The organism is Martinezella hainanensis, from assembly GCF_900094555.1.
GTDB classification, from domain to species: Bacteria; Pseudomonadota; Alphaproteobacteria; order Rhizobiales; family Rhizobiaceae; genus Rhizobium; species Rhizobium hainanense.
Genome location: NZ_FMAC01000011.1, coordinates 56,024 through 74,859 on the forward strand (window position 1 = coordinate 56,024; position 18,836 = coordinate 74,859).

The 18,836-nt window shown below is 59.0% G+C and carries 16 protein-coding genes; 6 read left to right on the forward strand and 10 right to left on the reverse strand.

Going from position 1 to position 18,836, the window contains the following annotated elements:
- Positions 1-13: 13 nt before the first annotated feature.
- The 4 genes from GA0061100_RS27260 to GA0061100_RS27275 are packed head-to-tail and all read right to left on the reverse strand — an operon-like array spanning position 14 to position 3,050.
- The gene (locus tag GA0061100_RS27260) at positions 14-703 is read right to left on the reverse strand and encodes an ABC transporter permease (protein ID WP_075855991.1); all 690 of its coding nucleotides are present in this window, start codon (positions 701-703) and stop codon (positions 14-16) included.
- Positions 704-714: 11 nt separating this feature from the next.
- On the reverse strand, positions 715-1,440 hold the full coding sequence (locus GA0061100_RS27265; RefSeq protein ID WP_075855992.1) for an ABC transporter permease: 726 nt from the start codon (positions 1,438-1,440) through the stop codon (positions 715-717).
- Between the two features lie 12 nt (positions 1,441-1,452).
- On the reverse strand, positions 1,453-2,226 hold the full coding sequence (locus GA0061100_RS27270) for a transporter substrate-binding domain-containing protein (RefSeq protein WP_075855993.1): 774 nt from the start codon (positions 2,224-2,226) through the stop codon (positions 1,453-1,455).
- Positions 2,227-2,270: 44 nt separating this feature from the next.
- A complete protein-coding gene (locus GA0061100_RS27275) occupies positions 2,271-3,050 on the reverse strand; it encodes an ABC transporter ATP-binding protein (protein ID WP_075855994.1) in 780 nt (259 codons plus the stop codon).
- Between the two features lie 170 nt (positions 3,051-3,220).
- Between GA0061100_RS27275 and GA0061100_RS27280 the strand changes: the two genes are divergently transcribed.
- Positions 3,221-3,706, forward strand: coding sequence for an Lrp/AsnC family transcriptional regulator (locus GA0061100_RS27280; protein ID WP_075855995.1), 486 nt, complete (start codon positions 3,221-3,223; stop codon positions 3,704-3,706).
- Positions 3,707-3,789: 83 nt separating this feature from the next.
- Here GA0061100_RS27280 and GA0061100_RS27285 read toward each other — a convergent pair whose 3' ends face one another.
- Positions 3,790-5,214: a M20 family metallopeptidase gene (locus GA0061100_RS27285; RefSeq protein WP_075855996.1), complete on the reverse strand. Its 1,425-nt coding sequence runs from the start codon at positions 5,212-5,214 to the stop codon at positions 3,790-3,792.
- 459 nt (positions 5,215-5,673) lie between these two features.
- Between GA0061100_RS27285 and GA0061100_RS27290 the strand changes: the two genes are divergently transcribed.
- The 4 genes from GA0061100_RS27290 (at position 5,674) to GA0061100_RS27305 (ending at position 10,748) form a co-directional block, all read left to right on the forward strand.
- Complete coding sequence (locus tag GA0061100_RS27290; RefSeq protein WP_075855997.1) at positions 5,674-7,014, forward strand: MFS transporter; 1,341 nt, start codon at positions 5,674-5,676, stop codon at positions 7,012-7,014.
- An 83-nt stretch (positions 7,015-7,097) separates the two neighbouring features.
- Entirely contained in the window at positions 7,098-8,984 is a 1,887-nt protein-coding gene (locus GA0061100_RS27295) for a bifunctional sugar phosphate isomerase/epimerase/4-hydroxyphenylpyruvate dioxygenase family protein (protein WP_075855998.1), read from the forward strand.
- An 83-nt stretch (positions 8,985-9,067) separates the two neighbouring features.
- Positions 9,068-9,739 carry a TetR/AcrR family transcriptional regulator gene (locus GA0061100_RS27300; RefSeq protein WP_075856085.1) on the forward strand — a complete coding sequence of 224 codons (672 nt, stop codon included), beginning with the start codon at positions 9,068-9,070 and terminating at the stop codon, positions 9,737-9,739.
- Between the two features lie 139 nt (positions 9,740-9,878).
- Positions 9,879-10,748, forward strand: a complete 870-nt coding sequence (locus GA0061100_RS27305; protein WP_075855999.1) for a shikimate dehydrogenase — start codon at positions 9,879-9,881, stop codon at positions 10,746-10,748.
- Positions 10,749-10,894: 146 nt separating this feature from the next.
- Here the strand turns inward: GA0061100_RS27305 and GA0061100_RS27310 are convergent, their stop codons facing one another.
- The 5 genes from GA0061100_RS27310 to GA0061100_RS27330 form a co-directional block, all read right to left on the reverse strand.
- A complete protein-coding gene (locus GA0061100_RS27310) occupies positions 10,895-13,036 on the reverse strand; it encodes a beta-galactosidase (RefSeq protein WP_075856000.1) in 2,142 nt (713 codons plus the stop codon).
- Positions 13,037-13,053: 17 nt separating this feature from the next.
- Positions 13,054-14,205: an ABC transporter ATP-binding protein gene (locus GA0061100_RS27315; protein ID WP_075856001.1), complete on the reverse strand. Its 1,152-nt coding sequence runs from the start codon at positions 14,203-14,205 to the stop codon at positions 13,054-13,056.
- A 39-nt stretch (positions 14,206-14,244) separates the two neighbouring features.
- Positions 14,245-15,096: a carbohydrate ABC transporter permease gene (locus tag GA0061100_RS27320; RefSeq protein ID WP_075856002.1), complete on the reverse strand. Its 852-nt coding sequence runs from the start codon at positions 15,094-15,096 to the stop codon at positions 14,245-14,247.
- A complete protein-coding gene (locus tag GA0061100_RS27325; RefSeq protein WP_075856003.1) occupies positions 15,096-15,971 on the reverse strand; it encodes a carbohydrate ABC transporter permease in 876 nt (291 codons plus the stop codon). Before GA0061100_RS27325 ends, GA0061100_RS27320 begins: the two co-directional genes overlap by 1 nt.
- Positions 15,972-16,091: 120 nt before the next feature.
- On the reverse strand, positions 16,092-17,369 hold the full coding sequence (locus GA0061100_RS27330; protein WP_075856004.1) for an ABC transporter substrate-binding protein: 1,278 nt from the start codon (positions 17,367-17,369) through the stop codon (positions 16,092-16,094).
- 200 nt (positions 17,370-17,569) lie between these two features.
- On the opposite strand from GA0061100_RS27330, the gene GA0061100_RS27335 reads away from it, so the two are divergent.
- On the forward strand, positions 17,570-18,715 hold the full coding sequence (locus GA0061100_RS27335) for an ROK family transcriptional regulator (RefSeq protein WP_083961448.1): 1,146 nt from the start codon (positions 17,570-17,572) through the stop codon (positions 18,713-18,715).
- Positions 18,716-18,836: the final 121 nt, after the last annotated feature.

An 18,836-nucleotide genomic window follows, 5' to 3' on the forward strand; every position in this document is an offset into this window, starting at 1 on the left:
CTCGCGCCGTGGGTTAGCGCCGCACCGGCACCTGCGCTTCCAGAAAGCGGAAGCTTCGCGCGATGATGGCTGTAAGGATGAGATAGAAAACGGTAACGACGATCAGCGGTTCGTAGACGAGCAGCGTGTCCTGGCGAACCTTGGTGGCAACGGCATAGAGATCCATTACCGTCACCGTGAAGGCGAGCGGTGTCGCCTTCAGCTGCATGACGATTTCGCCGCCGATCGTCGGCAATGCGATACGAATGGCGCGCGGCAGCCAGATGCGCCGCGTCAGCGTGAAGGGACGCATGCCGAATGCGCGGCCGGCTTCCAGCTCGCCTTTCGGGACGGCGAGCAAGGCGCCGCGCAACACCTCCGCTTCGTAGGCCGCATAATTCAGCGTGAAGCTCACTGCGGCAAAGAAGAAGCCTTCGCGCAGGATCGGCCAGAACAGGCTCTGGCGGATGCCCGGGATCATCGGCAGAAGAGAACCGACACCGTAATAGAGCAGCCAGAGCTGTATCAGCAGGGGCGTGCCCCGGAAGAAGGTGCAGTAGCCGCGGGCAAGGCTTCGCAGGATCGGGCCGCCGCTGACCTGGGCGAAGGCTAGGCCGATCGCGATGATGAAGCCGAAGACGACCGAAATCGCAAGCAGCGACAGCGTTTGCGCGGCTCCCGTCAACAGAAGCGGCCAATAGGATGATATCCATGAGAAGGTCATGCCGGCACTCCTCACGCAAGCTTCGGTTGGCCGCGCCGCACCCGCCGCTCGACCAGATTGAATATGGCGTTCGAGACGAGTGTCAGCGCGAGATAGATGAGGGCGGATGCCAGGAAGAAGATGAAATAATGCTTGGTGCTTGCGCCGGCGAGACGCGTGGCGAGGGCCAGTTCCTGGTAGCCGACGACTGCAACGAGAGCGCTGTCCTTCGTCACTGACATCCACAGATTGGCAAGACCGGGCAGAGCGTTCGGCAGTAGGGCGGGCAGGATGATGCGACGGAAACGCAGCCGCGGCCCCATGCCGAAAGCCTTGGCCGCCTCGATCTGGCCGACGGGGATCGCCAAGATCGCGCCGCGCAACACCTCCGTCATATAGGCGCCCTGCACGAAACCGAGCACGGCGACCGCGACAGCAAAGCCGTTCAATTCGAAGGCAGGCAGGTTGAGCGCCGCGAGGAGCCGATTGAGGCCGTCCATTCCGGCATAATAGAGCCCGACGATCAGGATCAGCTCGGGGACTGCGCGAACGGTGGTCGTATAGAGCTCAAGCAGAAGGCGGATTGGCCTGATACTGGAAAGCTTGCCCAACGCACCGCCAGTACCAAGCAGAAGGCCGATCAGAAAAGCGCCGGCGGAGATGGCGACCGTTGAGACGGCCCCGGTCAGGAGCACGCCACCCCATCCGGGCGGATAGGGGGAGAGCAGATCGAGTATGCCTTGCTGGGAGGTCGCCATCGCCGCGATCGTTTACTTCGCGCCGTAGATATCGAAAGTGAAATACTTCTTGGTGATCTCGTCGTATTTGCCGCTGGCACGTACTGCGGCGATCGCGGCGTTGAGCTTTGCCTTGAGTTCGGTGTCTTCCTTGCGCAGGCCGCCGGAAACGCCGGCTCCGAGGATTTCCTTGTCGTCGGCCACGTCGCCCATCTTGGCGCAGCAATCCTTGCCGCCATCGCTCTTCAGGAAGGCATCAAGCGCAAGGGAATCGCCAAAGACATAGTCGATGCGGCCGGCGGCAAGATCCTGAAACGCCTCGTCGAGCGTCTGGTAGGTCTTCTCGTCCGCGACCTTGGCAAAGTATTTCTTGTAATATTCCGACTGGATGGTCGACACCTGAATGCCGATGGCCTTGCCCTTGACGTCGTCTGCGGTTGCGCCTGTCTTCTGGTCCTTCGGGCCGATCAGCGTGCTGGGCGTATTGTAATATTTATCGGTGAAATCGATGACCTTCGAGCGCTCGGCCGTATTCGACATCGATGACCAGATCACATCGAACTTCTTGCTCTGAAGCGCCGGAATGAGGCCATCCCAGGAAAGCTCGACGATCGAGCATTTCTCTTTCATCTGCTCGCAGACGGCGTCCATCATGTCGATTTCCCAGCCCTGCCATTTGCCCGAGGCATCCTTGGCGAAGAAGGGCGGGTAGGATTCGTTCATGATGCCAAAGCGAACTTCCGCATGAGCGGTCATGGAAGAGAGCGTAAGGGCAAGTCCGGCAAGTAAGGTGGAAATCAGTCTCATGTAAGGGATTCTCCTAATGGTTTTGTCTGCGAATGGGATGGGGATCAGGACGTCAGCATGCCGGTAAACTCCCGACAGCGAGAGCTGATCGGAGCATCGAAGATCTGCCTGGGCGGCCCTTCCTCCTCGATCCGTCCCTGATGCAGGAAGAGAACGTGGTTCGAGACGTCGCGGGCAAAGCGCATCTCGTGCGTGACCAGCAGCATGGTCCGGCCCTCCTCGGCGAGGTCGCGGATGACTTTGAGGACTTCGCCGACCAGTTCGGGATCGAGGGCCGATGTCGGCTCGTCGAAGAGCATCACGGCCGGATCGATGCAAAGCGCGCGAGCAATCGCTGCCCTTTGCTGCTGCCCTCCGGAGAGGAAGGCCGGATAGGCATCGCGCTTGTCGTAAAGCCCGACTTTATTGAGAAGAGCCTCAGCCTTCTCGATCGCCTCGCGACGGGGCACACCCAGGACATGCACCGGGGCCTCGATGATGTTTTCGAGAACGGTCATGTGCGCCCAGAGATTGAAGCTCTGGAAAACCATGCCGAGCCCACTGCGCATCCGTTCGATCTGCCGCCAGCTTTTCGGCTGCATCTGTCCGTGGCGTCCTCGTCTCAGGGCGACTTCCTCGCCGTTGACGACGATGCGGCCGCGATCGGGCATCTCAAGCAGGTTTATGCATCGCAGAAACGTGCTTTTTCCGGAGCCGGAGGAGCCGATGATGGAAATCACGTCCCCCTGATTGGCGGTGGTTGAAACGCCCTTGAGGACCTGATGTGACCCAAAGCTCTTGTGAAGATCTTCCACGCAAAGCGCCTGGGAGGACAGCGCTGTCATATAGAATTCCGATGAAAAACAATTTGCGGAGAATATCGCGAAGAAGGGCGGAATTTGCGCGCAATTTCAGATCATTTTGCACAAAAAATGCAAAAATGTATTTCTTGTGCATCTTTTATGATAGAATAGAGATGTCGTCATTTGATTTCATCGGCGGCAGAGGAGTGGGAATGGAAAATCTGGATCGGTTTGATCGCGATATTCTCGACATCGTCCAACGCAATTGCCAACTCACTGCCGAAGCGATCGCCGAAGAGGTCGGCCTTTCGACCTCCGCCGTGCAGCGGCGCCTGAAAAGGTTGCGCGAGGATGGTATCATCAAGGCGGAAATCGCGGTCGTCGACCGCAAGGCGACCGGGACGCCGATGGTGTTCATCGTCGGCATGGAGATCGAGCGCGACAATTACGATGCGCTTGCCAAGTTCCGCCTTTGGGCGGAAAAGCAGGATCACATCCAGCAGGTCTATTATGTCACGGGTGCCGTCGACCTCATTGCGATCGTCACGGCCAGGGATGTCGAGCACTATGACGACATCGCCGCCGTAATCATGGCGGAGAATCCTCAAATCCGGCGCATGCACACCAATGTTGTATTGCGCGACGTCAAGCTTGGGTTGCTCGTGCCGCTGGCAGACGGCGACGATGCCGGTCGGTAACTTGCGGATTGCGAACAGCGCTTATGTCAATACAGCCGCTTTTCGATCTCCGGTAAGCATTTCTGCGCCAAGGCGAAAGGCAACTATCCCCTGGACATATCCAGGGGTGGCATTACATCCGCATTCAACGGGCTGACATAGGGGCTGCGGGCTGTTTGCTCGGCCAAGGCGGCTTTTGCACTTTCCATCAATACTGGATCAGTGATTGCAGCGAGCCCCGTCGCGGCCATGGCCTTTGCGGCGTGCACCATCGCCTTGTGCGCTGCCGGCATCTTGCCCTGAGCCACTACCTGCCACGTATGAAACGGCGTGCCGATCGCAACCGTCGGCGCGTGAACCTGAACGGTCGGGACGACCCAGCTGACGTCGCCAACATCCGTTGACCCGATCAGTGGCTTGCGGTTTGTGTTTTGTGGAGTGAGAAAGGTCGCGAGCGGCTCGTCAGTGACCGGCATTCCGATGGCCTTGTATTCGGCCGCGATATCGGCATCAGACAAAGTGCCCTGAATTCTCCTCGCAAATGCGCGATCCCCATCATCGAATGACGGTACGCCCAGTTCGTCCATCGCATTGTAAAGAGCCTGTTCGAGCGGCTTGTTGCCCAACGTGTTGGAGACCGCGCTGACGATCTTCATTTCCACGCTGGTTTCGGTCATCAGGGCCGCTCCCTGCGCAATCTTGTAGACGCGTTGCACCAGATCGAGCATGTCCTGCAATTCCATGGCGCGTATCGAGTATCGGACACGCGCATGGGCCTGAACCACATTGGGGGCGATGCCGCCGGTGTCCAGTATGGCTGAATGGACGCGGGCATCGGACGGCATATGTTCGCGCATATAGTTTACGCCAACACTCATCAGCTCGACGGCGTCCAATGCGCTGCGCCCCAGATGCGGGGTGGCTGCGGCATGTGAAGCCCGCCCCTTGAAGACGAAATCGGCGCGCGTATTGGCCAATGATAAAGGTGGCACCACCTCCCAGAAGCTGTTGGGATGCCAGGAAATGGCGATATCGACATCGTCGAAAGCGCCGTCGCGTACCATGAAGGCCTTGGCGGCGCCGCCTTCTTCCGCCGGGCATCCATAGTAGCGAACACGCGCCGGAATACCCTTTTCTTTCAGGAAGTTCGCCAACCCGACAGCCGCCAGCATGGCGCCGGAGCCGAGCAGGTTATGGCCGCAACCATGACCGTGACCACCCGCCTCGACAGGCTTGTGTTCGGCAATACCCGCCTCCTGGCTGAGACCTGGCAGCGCATCGTATTCTCCGAGGAATGCAATGACAGGGCCGCTTTCGCCGAGCTCTCCAACGAGGGACGTTGGAATTCCGGCTAAGCCTTCCTTCACGCGAAAGCCTTGATGCAGGAGTTCGGCCTTGTGTTCTGCGGCGGAGCGCACCTCGGTATAGCAAACCTCGGGCATTCCCCAAACGCGATCACTCAATTCGATGAGTCGTTGTTTGGAATCATCGATTTTCGACCAAAGCTCCTGGCGGTCATTCGCATTCATTTGCAGCTCCGACTTTTGTTAAATCCTGCGGATTGTCCGCCATCAGGAAGGCGTAGTGTTTGCGTGGCATCTTATGCTCGCTAGGTTTTCGACATGCAATCGTTTTGAGCTGCAGGCTCCGGACAACGGCCGGAATGACTCTGTCATAAAGCTCCGTTTGGTTGCGTGACGGCCTGAGTTGCAAGATCGCCACCACATCTGTCTGCGGCGCAACAAGCTGGTTCAGCGCATTATTTCTGATGCCGCAACAACGTGCCGCGTGATCGCAATTCGGTGGCGCTTTACAAAACGAACTAGTTCGTACATTATCATTGGCGAGGAGTGACGGATGCTGCATCGTGCAGCATCGATGACTGTCAGGATGATCTCGGATGTCCTTGTAGGCGGGTGCAGGCGGAGGCCGGATGCGCCTGGTTGCGATATGTCCTCGACATCCGAATGCTCTGGGGAGGAACGACCATGAAAACACAAATCGAACACAAGACACCCAAGCGCGCGGCTCTTGCGAGCTGGTTGGGAAGCGCCGTCGAATACTACGATTTCTTCGTCTACGGTACGGCAGCAGCGCTCATTTTCCCGAAGATCTTCTTTTCGGCGGAAGATCCGCAAACGGCCGCTATCGCCTCATTCGCGACCTTTGGCGTTGCCTATATCATGCGGCCGCTTGGCGCAGTGGTTCTCGGCCACGTCGGCGACAAGTTCGGCCGCAAGAAGGTGCTGACCTTCACGCTGCTCCTTATGGGGTTTTCGACCTTCATCATCGGCTGCCTGCCGACCTACAATCAGGCTGGCATCCTGGCGCCCATTCTTCTGGTTCTGGCGCGTTTGCTGCAGGGCATTTCAGCGGCCGGCGAACAGGCTGGCGCCAGTTCGATGACACTTGAGCACGCACCTGAAAACCGGCGCGCCTTCTTCACCAGTTTCACGCTGAGCGGAACGCAGGCCGGGCTGATCCTTGCAACATTGGTCTTCATCCCGCTTGGAAAGCTCGATGAAGCCGCATTGATGTCATGGGGCTGGCGTATCCCGTTTTTCCTGAGCTTCGTGGTTGTTATCGTCGGATTCTGGGTACGCCGCACGCTTGCTGAAACCCCGGCCTTTCTGGAGGAAACAAAGAAGGGCGAAGTCGCAAAAGTGCCGCTCGTCTCGCTTCTCACCAATTATTGGGCTGATGTGCTGCGCATCATCTTTGCGGCGCTGATTTCCGTCGTAAGCACGATTTTCAGCGTCTTCACGCTGTCCTATGCCGTCAACACCATGCATATCGATCGCTCGACGATGCTGACCGTTCTGGTGCTTGCCAATATCGTGGCGCTGGGCGCGATCCCCGCGTGGGCGATCCTTGCGGATCGCATCGGCCGCAAGCCTATCTTCATCTTCGGCGCCATCGGCTGCGCGGTGCTGATCTGGCCTTACATCTGGGCCATCAGCCAGAACAACCTCATGCTGGTCTTCGTCCTTGGCATTCTGCTTTCCGGCGTGGTTTACAGCGCTTCCAACGGCATCTGGCCGGCGCTCTATGCAGAAATGTTCGACACTCGCGTGCGTCTGTCCGGCATGGCCGTCGGAACTCAGATCGGCTTCGCGCTCGGCGGCTTCGCGCCGACCATCAGCGCGGCCGTGATGGGCACAGGACCGATGGGATGGGTGCCGGTTGCCGTCTTTACCTCGATTACAGCTTTGATCGCGGCTGTTTCCGCAGCAACGGCAACGGAGACCTACAAGACACCGATCGATCAGCTCGGCAGGGATGAACGACGTCTGGCGGCCTCCGTTCGCCATGCCGATCGGACGGTCTAGCCGTCTGGTCCGATCTTGCCAGCGATGACGTCCAGCGATCGCGGATGAGTTTGTTGAAAATCGTCAAGTAGCGGGATGAAACAATGAAAACCTCGATTGCGACCGTTTCGATCAGCGGTGACCTCAAGGAAAAGCTTCAGGCCATCGCCAAGGCCGGTTTCGATGGCGTGGAGATCTTCGAGAACGATTTTCTCGCCTTCGATGAATCGCCACGCCAGGTCGGTCAGATGGTGAGAGATCATGGGCTGGAGATCACGCTCTTTCAGCCCTTCCGGGACTTTGAAGGCATGCCCGAACCCTTGCGCAGCCGAACCTTCGATCGTGCCGAACGCAAGTTCGACCTGATGCAGGAGATGGGAACCGATCTTGTTCTTGTTTGTTCGAACGTCTCGTCCGTGGCATTGGGAGGGATCGACCGCGCCGCAGCCGACTTCTTCGAGCTCGGCGAGAGGGCGGCCAAGCGCGGTCTGCGTGTTGGCTATGAGGCGCTTGCCTGGGGCCGGCACATTCACGATCACCGAGATGCCTGGGAGATCGTCCGCCGGGCCGATCATCCGAATATTGGTCTCATCCTCGACAGCTTCCATACGCTTTCGCGCAAGATCGACGTCAATTCGATCCGTTCGATCCCGAAGGAAAAGATCTTCATCATCCAGCTTGCCGATGCGCCGTTGATCGACATGGATCTCCTCTATTGGAGCCGCCATTTCCGTAATATGCCGGGGGAGGGCGACCTTCCGGTGCTCGAATTCATGAAAGCGGTCGCGGCAACGGGCTACGACGGCTATCTGTCGCTGGAGATTTTCAACGATCAGTTCCGCGGCGGTTCGCCGACCGCCATCGCCGTCGATGGCAGGCGTTCACTTGTCTATCTCGGCGATCAGGTTCGCCGTGCGGGGAACAGCAGCCTCACCTTGCCGCCCATGCCGGCTCGCGCCGAAGTGGACGGCATTGCCTTTATCGAGTTTACAGTCGACGAGGCAGAAACATCCGTCCTCTCCGATCGGCTACGTACATTGGGCTTTCGCCATGTCGGACACCACAAGAGCAAGCGCGTCGATGTCTTCCGGCAGGGCGACATCAACCTTGTCGTCAATACCGATCCGGATGGGTTTGCCGGTGCCTCCTATGCTTTGCATGGGCAGTCGGCTTATGCGATGGGATTATGGGTTGATGATGCCGAAGCTGCGGTCGCGCGGGCCGTCGCCCTCGGCGCGGAACGCTTCGGACAGCCTTTGGATCCCGGCGAGATCGAAATGCCGGCGGTCAGGGGCGTTGGCGGCGGCGTTCTTTATCTTCTCGATCGCAAGAGCGCGCTCGCCCGCATATGGGAGATCGAGTTCGACCCAGTCGACGACGATACCAATCTGCGGCCGGTCGGACTGACGGGCATAGATCACGTCGCGCAAACGATGAAATATGAGGAACTGTTGACCTGGCTGCTCTTTTATACCGCGATATTGAATGCGCATAAGACGCCGATGGTCGACATTATCGATCCTGCCGGCGTCGTTCGCAGCCAGGTGGTCGAAAACGAGCCAGGCACCTTGCGCATCACGCTGAACGGTGCGGAAAACCGCAATACCTTGGCCGGCCACTTCATCGCCGAGACCTTCGGCTCCGGCATCCAGCATCTGGCCTTTGCGACCGATAATATCTTTGCGGCTGCGGCTGCCTTATCGGATAACGGCTTTGCCACCTTGGTGATCTCGCCCAACTATTACGACGACCTGGAGGCGAGGTTCGGCCTCGAGCCGGCTTTCACAGATCGCCTGAAGGCACATAACATTCTCTATGATCGCGACGATCACGGCGAATATTTCCAGCTCTACAGCCCCACCTACGGCGAAGGCTTCTTCTTCGAAATCGTCCAGCGCAGCGGCTATCGCGGCTATGGTGCGGCGAATGCCATCTTTCGCATAGCAGCGCTGAGGCGGCATCTGCGACCGATTGGTCTGCCGAAACTTTAGACCCTCCCCATTGGCGTGAAGCCTGTGTTAAAGCTTTGATCTTCAATGTTGGGCAGGGACAGACCCAGGAAGACGAGCAAGGCATGACCAAAGCGCAAGCGGCCAAGATCGAGCGTCTTACGCGAAAGAACGATCCAGACGCGACCAAGGAAAATATCCTCAAGATCGCCACCGAGGAATTCGTCGCAGCAGGTTTTTCCGGTGCGCGCGTCGATGAAATCGCCGAGCGCACCAAGACGTCCAAGCGCATGATCTATTACTATTTCGGCAGCAAGGAGGGGCTCTATCTTGCTGTTCTCGAGCAGGCCTATACGAAGATCCGCACACTCGAGAGTGAACTCGATCTCGAGAACATGCCGCCCGTTCAAGCCATGGCGCAGTTGATCGCCAGCACCTTCGATCACGACGACCAAAATCCGGATTTCGTCCGCCTGGTCAGCATCGAGAACATCCATCGCGCCGAACATATGAAGCGTTCGGTCGTCCTGTCGCAGATGAACATCGCAATCATCGATATCATCACTGGAATCCTCGAGCGGGGCTACGCCGATGGCAGTTTCACGCGCCGGGTAGACCCGGTCGATCTGCACATGATGATCAGCGCACAGTGCTTTTTTCGCGTTTCCAATCGGCACACGTTCGGGGCGATCTTCGAGCGTGATTTGTCATCCGAAATGTTAAAGACGCGGCACAAGTCTCTGATCGTCGATGCGATCCTTGCTTTTCTGAGACATCCCTCCTTCGAATTGGCCTGACGAGGCGCAGAGTTATTTGATTGGCACTGGCGTTTTCCAGCCGCACTCAACCATGCCTCATATTGACTTTACGTACTAGTTCGTACATTTTGCAAGCAAGCCTGTAGCATGGCTTTGTTTTGCTGCTCGGGAGGAAAGATTGAACACTCAAGCCGCCATTGTTCCTCGTCAACTTCGTGTCGGATTGATCGGTGCCGGGATAGGGCGTTCGCTGACGCCGGCCATGCATATGCGCGAAGGCGAGCATTGTGGCCTATCCTATCGCTACGATCTCATCGACCTGGACACGCGCGGTCTCTCCGCGTCGGACCTGCCGGCTCTCATCGATGAGGCCGAGGCGCAGGGCTTTGCCGGCCTCAACATCACCCATCCCTGCAAGCAGGCGGCCGTGGCACTGGTGGACGAACTGTCGCCCGACGCCCAGACGCTGCGATCCATCAATACGATCGTCTTTGATGGACGACGCAGGATCGGCCACAATACCGATTGGTGGGGATTTGCCGAAAGTTTCCGGCGTGGGCTGACCGGGGTTTCACTCGATCACATTGTGCAGCTGGGTGCGGGCGGCGCCGGCGTTGCCGTTGCCCATGCTGTGGCTGAAATGGGTGCGCATTCGATTGAGATATTCGATCTCGACCCCTTGCGCGCGCAGGCCCTCGTGGATCAGCTTCAGCCGGCACACGACACTTGCCGTTTTTCGATTGGTCGTGATCTTGCCGCAACATTGGATGTGGCGGACGGTCTGGTCCATGCAACGCCGACCGGCATGACCGCGCATCCAGGACTGCCGCTCGATGCGCGGCTCCTGTCCGACCGCCTCTGGGTCGCGGAAATCGTGTACTTCCCGATCGAGACCGAGTTGGTGAAACTCGCCCGGCAGACAGGCTGCCGCGTTCTCGACGGCGGTGGCATGGCGGTATTCCAGGCGGTGAAGGCTTTCGAACTGTTCACCGGCATTCGTCCGGCGGCCGAGCGCATGATGCAGCACTTCAATTCGCTGCGCTCCTAGAGAATTTCCAGGAAAAGCGCACTACGGTTTCCCTTTCGAAATGCGTAGAAAAATGCTCTAGGCGCCAGTCGGCGATTGAAGAGCCCGATCGCCCAAGCTTCGGCGCCGAAGTTTCATCCTCGGCACCGGATACGTCATGGGTGGGGTCAGGCCGATTGCTCGATTACCAATACGCCGTAGCCGGCGAGTTCGGTCGTGCCCGATATCGCCTTGCTGGTCAGTAGATCGGTACCTGCAGGCAGATTGACGATCTTCGCTTCGTGTTCCGTGTTGAGGACGAATAGCAGCTTCCTGCCGTCACCCTCGCGCAGCGACACTTCGACGCCTGCAGGCAGATCCTGCACCAGCGGCGTGGCAATGCCGTCGCTGACGAGAAGCTCGCGAATGACCTCCGCAAGCGGCGCGGTCAGATAGGTGCCGAGATAATAGACCTGACCATTGCCATGCCGCCGGCGCGTCAACATTGGCGTGCCTTCCAGGAAGCGATCGGACCAGCGGCCAACGATCTCCGTGTCCGTGGTCGTTTCCAGCTTCTCGTAAAGGTGCCCGGCTTCCAGCTGGCGGTTTCCGATCGTATAGGCATATTTGCGCGAGGCGGAGGTTGCCGCCGGACGTGGCGAGGGCTGGTGGCTGCCGATACCGCCCTCGCGAAAACCGGTGAACAGCCCATCCGCGCCCGGAGCGGAGACCGGGCCGAATTCGTAGACACGCACGCCCGAAAGCTCCGAGAGCGCCCGACCCGGTGCCTGGGTGCGGATGATATGATTGTTGTCGTCGCGAGTTCCCGTCATTGCCGACAGGATGAGCGTGCCGCCATCGGCGACGAACTTCTCAACCGCTGGCGACCATTCCTCTTTCCACATAACCCAGTGGGGAACATAGAGGGCCTTGACGCGTGAGAGATCATCTTCCGGATGGATGACGCCGCAGGCAACACCGGCCTCATAGCATGCGCGGTGCAGATGGGCAGCATCCTGCATCGGGCTCGGCAGGCCGATCGCATAGGTCTTGTAGGCTTCCTGATTGTCGAAATCCGCGCCGGCGATGGCAACATCCATGCGGACAGCGGTGCCGAGCAGCTTGTCCTCGATCTTGCGGATATCCGACGCGAATTGCTTGGCTTCCTCGTAACGGCGGCGCGGCACGTCATCGTGATCGATAATGCCGTTCCAGTAGATCTCGGCGCCAAAATGCGCCGGCCGCCAGCGGAAGAACATCAACCCGTCTGCACCACGCGAGACCGAGGTCATCGCCATGCGGCGCATCTCGCCGGGCTCCGGCACGGAGGAGGAAAAGCCCGGCTGGCTGCCGAGGCCGGAGGCCTGCTCGGGAACGATGAAATTGCCCGAATAGGCGCGGCATTGGTCGAGGTGGAAAGCCTGCGTGATCGCATGCCCGCCGCCGCGGCGCATCTCGTCATAAAGGAACGGATAGATGTCGAACCCGATGAAATCGAGATCCTGGCCGAACTGACCGCGAAAATCGATGTCGGCAAGGTTGCCGAGATTGTGGAAGATGAACCATGCGGGATTGGTGGCCCTCAGGATTTCCACCTGATCGTGCTGGAAGAGGGCCGTCGCGAAGGCGAGGAAGCGGTGATAGTCCTGCACGTGGCCGGGGCTGGAGAAGGACGGATTCATCGGTTTCGGGAAGACGATCTGGTCGAAGGTCTGGTAGGCCGTTGCCCAGAAATCGCCGCCCCAGGCAAAGTTCAAGGCTTCGATCGTGCCGTATTTTGCACGGCAGAACTTCTGGAATTCGATCAGCGCCGATGGCGAGTAGCTTTCGGAGGTTGTTGTGTTCAACTCGTTATCCGTCTGCCAGCCGATGACGTCGGGATTGTCGCGGTAATGCTCTGCCATGATGCGGGTTATGCGCTGGCTGTGCCGGCGCAGCACCGGGCTTGTCGTGTCGCAATGCTGGCGCGACCCGTGGCTTGCCTGCCTGCCATTCGCATCGACACGCAGGACTTCCGGATATTTTGCCGTCAGCCAGCGCGGCGGCGTTGCCGTCGGGGTGCAAAGGATGGTCTTGATGCCATGCCTGGCCAGGCCGGCAATCGCCTTGTCGAAGAGCGAGAAGTCGAAATGGTCTTCATGCGGCTCCATGATATGCCAGGCGAATTCCGCCATGCGGACGGTGTTGAAACCGGCGGCCACCATGCGTTCGGCATCTCGGTCCCAATAGCTCTCGTCGACATGTTCGGGATAATGCGGTACGCCGACCATAAAGCCGTCGAGGTTGAGCGTCCGCCAGACCGAGAGCGGCTTTCTTTCCAAAACTTTCATGAGCTCACAAGCTTTCTTTACAGAGAGGCAATGATGGGCTTCGGCCGGCTGAGGGTTCTGCCATCGGGGCCGAAGAGGTAGAGGGAGGAGGTGGAGGCGGACAGCTTGACCTGCTCGCCGGCCGAAAACCCGGTCGCATTGCCGAGCTGAACGGTGAAATTGCGCGTACCGCTTTCCGAGCCGATCGTGGCAAGCGGGCCTGCATCGACGTAGAGAATGGTTTCGCGACCGAGTTGCTCGACGAGGCGGACCCTGCCGTCGAGAGAAATGGCGGCGTCCTCACTGGAAGCGCCGATCTTCAGCGATTCCGGCCGGATGCCCAGGGTGAGGCTCGCTTCTGCTTTAAGATCGCCGACATCGGCCACGGGAACCCGGACTGTCGTGCCGCTACCTTCAAGCGCGACTTCAGCCACGCCGTCACGAAGGGAAACGAGCTTTGCATTGACGAAATTGATCCGCGGCGCGCCGAGGAAGCCGGCAACGAACTGGTTTGCCGGGTTGTGATAGAGACTAAGCGGGGCACCTTCCTGTTCGATGATACCCTTGTTGAACACGACGATGCGGCTCGCCATGGTCATCGCCTCGACCTGATCGTGCGTCACATAGATCATCGTCGAGCCAAGCTGCTGGTGCAGCGTCGAAAGCTCGACGCGCATTTGCGTGCGCAGCGCCGCATCGAGATTGGAGAGCGGCTCGTCGAAGAGGAAAACCTCCGGTGCACGGGTGATGGCACGGCCGATGGCAACGCGCTGGCGCTGGCCGCCCGAGAGCTGCTTTGGGCGCTTGTCGAGTTGGTCGGATATTCTAAGGATGTCCGCCGCACGCTTGACGGCAGCTTCGATCTCGGCTTGCGGACGCTTGGCCATCTTCAGGCCGAAACCCATGTTCTCGGCAACCGTCATGTGCGGATAAAGCGCATAGGACTGGAAGACCATGGCAATGCCGCGATCGCCCGGCTCTTCGCGTGTCACGTTGCGGCCGTTGATCCAGATCTCGCCCGAGCTGATGGTCTCAAGCCCGGCAATCGTCTTCAGCGTGGTAGATTTACCGCAGCCCGATGGGCCGACCATGACGATGAATTCGCCCTTGTCGACGGATAGATTCACCGAACGCAGGGCGTGGTAGCCGCCATAATGTTTGTCGATATCGACCAGCTGTACATGGCTCATGAATAGTACTCCAAATCGGTTCGCGCGGTGCGGGACGTGTCAGCCCTTGACGGCACCCATGGTAAGACCCGCGATGAAATGCTTCTGCATCAGGAAGAACATCAGGACCGGCGGAACGGCGACGAACAATGTTGCCGCCGCCACGATATTCCAGGCCGACGTCCATTCGCCTCTGAGGTTGTTCAGGCCCGCCGTCACCGGCTTCACGACGTCGCTCTGGGTGAGTACGATCGCCCAGAAGTAATCGTTCCAGACGAAGGTGAAGATCAGGATTGCAAGGGCGGCAAGCGCCGGCCGCATCAGCGGTATGACGACATGGCGCATTGTCTGCCAGGGGGACGCGCCTTCCGCACGCGCCGCCTGGAACAATTCATCGGGCAGTGCCGCGATGAAATTGCGCATGAACAGGGTCGCAAAACCCGTCTGGAAGGCAACATGGAAGATGATTAGCGCGAAATAGGTGTCGTAGAGGCCGACTGAGACCATAAGATCGCGCACCGGGATCATCATGATCTGCGCAGGCAGGAAGTTGCCGCCGACGAAGAGCGAGAAGAGCAGGGCATTGCCGCGAAAATTGTAGCGTGCGAGCACATAGCCGGTCAGCGTCGACAACACGAGCACCAGCAGCACCGAAGGCAGGGTAATGATGAGGCTGTTGATGAAATAGCCCCACATGTTCGTCTGCTGGAAGACGGACTGGAAATTCTCGATGAGATTGAAGTGCTCAGGCCAGGACCAGTATTTGCCGGCCATGATCTCATCGGCCGTCTTGGATGCCGTCAGCATGACGGCAAAGAGCGGCAACAGCCACAATATGAGGATGAGGCCGACAAAGCCGGCATAAAGGCCGCGAAGTGCGGGCTTCTCCTCGGGGATGGGGCGAGGATACATCAGCGTGTCTCCCGTTCCATGCGCACCATGACGCGCAGATACCAGGTGATGAAAATGATCATGATTACAAAGAGGATAGTGGCGATCGCAGCGCCGTAGCCGAAGCGGTAGGAAAAGATCGACTGCTCGTACATCTGGTAGGCGAGCACCTCGGACGAGCCGAAGGGACCGCCCGATGTCATCACCGCGATCATGTCGAATGATCGCAATGCGCCGACGACCGTAACGGCAAGGGCGATGAAACCTACCTGGCGCAACTGCGGCAATACGACATGCCAGAGCATATTCCAGCCACGCGCGCCGTCGACACGTCCTGCCCCGATGATATCGGAGCTCAGATTGTTGAGGCCGGCGAGAAAGAGCACCATGCAAAATGCGATCTGCGGCCAGAGCGCTGCTATAACCACGGCGAAGGTGACGAAATGCTCGTCGGCGAGCAGGGCGGGCGCTGCAGCACCGAAGAGGCTGAAGATGAGGGCAAGAAGTCCGTAATTCGGATCATAGACCCAGCCGAAAACGACGCCGACCGTGACGGTCGCAAGCACCAACGGGATGAAGAAGAGCGACTTCAAGATCCGCATGCCGGCGATCTGCTGGTTGACGAGGAGCGCCAGCGCCAGCCCGAGCGGGGGGGCTGCCATGAACATGACGAGCCAGATGATATTGTTCTTCAACGAGACGTAGAATTGCGGATCGGCAAAGAGTTCAAAATAGTTTGCCAATCCCACCCAGGTCTTCTGGCCGACGCCATCCCAATCGAGGAACGATATCCAGATCGACTCCATCGAGGACGCGATGATGATCGTTCCGAACAGGATGCATCCCGGCACAATGAAGAGGACAGGCGTCAGCCAGTTCCTGTGTTTTTTCCACATGGCTCAGACTTCTTAGGTTCGATAGTGCAAGGCGCCTCGAGAGACGCAAATTTTGAAGGTGGACGCGGCGGGAGTGACAGGCTGTAAAGCCACGCCCGCCGCGACTTGAGTCCGGGAGGACTATTTGAAAATGCGCGCGCGCGTTTTTTCGAGCCGCGCCAGGATCTGGTCGCGCCGCTCGGGCTTGACCGTGAATTCCTGGAAGCCCTTCATGCCGTCCTGCGCCATGTCCGGATCGGTGTCGCGGTCATAATATTGCGACGTTCCCTTCACTGTCTTCAGCGACTCCACCGCGACATTGACCATAGGGTCCTTGCTCGGCGGGCAATCATTGCGCGGTGGAATGGCGCCTTCGGCTTCGAGGAAGGCGCCGAGATTGTCCGGCTGATAGAAATAGGCAAGAAAATCGCGCGCACCTTGCCGGTTCTTCGCCTTGGCCGGGATATGTACCGAGTTGACCGAGAAATCCTCGTAACGCGCGACGCCAGGGACGATTTCCGGGAAGGGGGCGTAGGCGAGCTGGTCATGGTCACTCGCCGGGAACGCGGATTTGATGAAGCCGCCGAGATCCATCATAGCCGCCTTCTTCTGCGCCAGGGCGGCGCCTGCCTGCTCCCAGCCGAAGGACGGCCCGCTTGCGGAGAAGAAATTGGCCTTGATGAGCTCTTCCCACTTGTCGAAGACCGGCTTCAGCATTGGGTCGGTATAGGCGATCTTGCCTTCCATGAGGGCAAGGTGCTTGTCGAGACCGTTGATGCGCAGGTTCATGTGGTCGAACCAGCCGCCGGTCGGCCACAGTTCCTTCGTGCCCATGCTGATCGGGGTCATGCCGGCAGACTTCGCCGCCTCGCCGAATTTCAGAAAGTCGTCCCAGTTCTTCGGCGCCGTCCAGCCCTTCTCGGCGAAAACGTCCTTGCGATAGAAAAGACCCCAGAGAATGCCGCCAAGCGGCAGGCCGTATTGCTTGCCGTTGACCGTGACGGCGGTCATGGTGGCACCCAGTTTGTCGCTATAGCCCTCCTTGGCGAACAGGTCGGAAATGTCGTCGAACAGTCCCCGATCGACGAAAGCCTTCATTCGATTGCCAGAGAACCAGAAGCAGATATCAGGGGCGCCGACGACGAGGTAGCTGCGGATAGCCGTCTTGTGAGCCTCGTGATCCATATTGTTGATGGTGACTTTCGTCCCCGTCTTCTTGGTAAAATCGGCCGCAATGCGCTCCAAGACCGCCCGCTGGTCAGCATTGCCGATATCCGAGATGATGGTGACCTCGCCGCCATTGGCAATTGCCGGGCGATAAAGGGCCGTGGCAGCCAGGGCAGCACCCGTGCCAATCATAAACTGGCGCCGAGACGCCCTGATTGCATTGATGAGTGAAAGTTCGTTCTTCGATGCCATCTTTTTCCTCCCGAGGCACATCAAATCCAGGCCCGCCCACAGATGTTGGCAGCCGCTAACCTTCAGAAACTACGCAATAAACCGGCATTTCCGCTTGCGCTGATACAAGCGGGCATTCCTCCATTGCCATGTGCTATTGCATACCGTATCTTGCGGGAGGCAACAATAGTTAATTTACAAAATAAATTTAAAGGATCATCGTGCGCGGCAACCCTAGTACCTCTCGAGCCCTCAACCGGCGGCTCATCCTTAACCTGCTGCGAAATCGTGGGGCAATGCCGCGCGCCGAAATCGCCACGGTGACGGGCCTCAGCCCCGCGGCGGTGACTTTCGTGGTCACCGAATTGATCGAGGAGGGGCTCGTCGTCGAAGGGAAAGCCCAGACAGGCGCGACGGGACGCCGGCCTGTACCGGTCGATATCAACTATGATGGCCACCTGGCTGTTGGATTCAAGCTTCGCCACGACAGTATCGACTGTGTCCTGACCGATCTCGCCACGACGCCGATCGCCTCCTTCGACATGCCCGTGCCGGATACGCTGCCGGAAACGATGGTCGAGGCCATCGCGGCTGCGATTCCAAGGCTTCTGGCCGACGCCGGCCGCACCGGCTCGCCCGTCATGGGCGTCGGCGTTTCCATTCCCGGCGAGGTGGATGCGGTCAAGGGCATCTGCGTCCAGAGTCCACGCTTCGGCTGGCGCAATCTTGCCTTCCCCGAACTGCTGCGCGAGCGGGTCCATGTCCCCGTCTGGATCGATGACGACATCAGCGCCTTCACGGTTGCACAGCGGCTCTTCGGCGCCGGCCGCAACTACAGCAATTTCGCGACGATCGCAGTCGGCACCGGTGTCGGATCATCACTGGTCATGGGTGGTGAAATCTATCACGGAAGCCATGGCCTGGCCGGAAAGCTCGGTCACATCATCACGGTTCCCGGCGGACGGCTTTGCGAATGCGGGAGGAGGGGCTGCCTCCAGGCTCATGCAGCCGAAGCTGCGATGATCGAGGAGTGGGGTCGACGCCGAGGCGCGAAGGCCGATCGTGACGAATTCGCGGCGGCGATCGATGGCGGCGATGCGGCGGCTCTCCAGGTCATGGCGGAAGCGGGAGAGTTGATTGGGCGTCACGTGGCGGATCTGGTGAACCTGTTCGATCCCGAGGTTCTCATCGCCGGGGGCGAAGCCATGCAGTTTGGCGAGGCGATTCTCGAGCCGATCCGCCGTTCAATGGCAAAATATGTCTTCTTGAATACGCCGGAATTGCTTCCTGATTGGGTGCCGGGTTCCTGGGCACGGGGCGCTGCTGCCCTTGCAACCCAGCACTTCTTTGATCTGGATGTTGAATGATGCCGCTGCGCGTCTGATCAGCACTTGCGCTTCACGTCGCCAAGAATCCGCCTGTCGGACGTTGGCTCACTCCTCATCTGGCGCCCTAAGGGGGAGCCGGCAGCCATCGCTACGTCAGGTG

Coding starts and splice junctions, on each gene's coding strand:
- GA0061100_RS27260 (WP_075855991.1), bottom strand. CDS start 703: ATGACCTTCTCATGGATATCATCCTATTGGCCGCTTCTGTTGACGGGA.
- GA0061100_RS27265 (WP_075855992.1), bottom strand. CDS start 1,440: ATGGCGACCTCCCAGCAAGGCATACTCGATCTGCTCTCCCCCTATCCG.
- GA0061100_RS27270 (WP_075855993.1), bottom strand. CDS start 2,226: ATGAGACTGATTTCCACCTTACTTGCCGGACTTGCCCTTACGCTCTCT.
- GA0061100_RS27275 (WP_075855994.1), bottom strand. CDS start 3,050: ATGACAGCGCTGTCCTCCCAGGCGCTTTGCGTGGAAGATCTTCACAAG.
- GA0061100_RS27280 (WP_075855995.1), top strand. CDS start 3,221: ATGGAAAATCTGGATCGGTTTGATCGCGATATTCTCGACATCGTCCAA.
- GA0061100_RS27285 (WP_075855996.1), bottom strand. CDS start 5,214: ATGAATGCGAATGACCGCCAGGAGCTTTGGTCGAAAATCGATGATTCC.
- GA0061100_RS27290 (WP_075855997.1), top strand. CDS start 5,674: ATGAAAACACAAATCGAACACAAGACACCCAAGCGCGCGGCTCTTGCG.
- GA0061100_RS27295 (WP_075855998.1), top strand. CDS start 7,098: ATGAAAACCTCGATTGCGACCGTTTCGATCAGCGGTGACCTCAAGGAA.
- GA0061100_RS27300 (WP_075856085.1), top strand. CDS start 9,068: ATGACCAAAGCGCAAGCGGCCAAGATCGAGCGTCTTACGCGAAAGAAC.
- GA0061100_RS27310 (WP_075856000.1), bottom strand. CDS start 13,036: ATGAAAGTTTTGGAAAGAAAGCCGCTCTCGGTCTGGCGGACGCTCAAC.
- GA0061100_RS27315 (WP_075856001.1), bottom strand. CDS start 14,205: ATGAGCCATGTACAGCTGGTCGATATCGACAAACATTATGGCGGCTAC.
- GA0061100_RS27320 (WP_075856002.1), bottom strand. CDS start 15,096: ATGTATCCTCGCCCCATCCCCGAGGAGAAGCCCGCACTTCGCGGCCTT.
- GA0061100_RS27325 (WP_075856003.1), bottom strand. CDS start 15,971: ATGTGGAAAAAACACAGGAACTGGCTGACGCCTGTCCTCTTCATTGTG.
- GA0061100_RS27330 (WP_075856004.1), bottom strand. CDS start 17,369: ATGGCATCGAAGAACGAACTTTCACTCATCAATGCAATCAGGGCGTCT.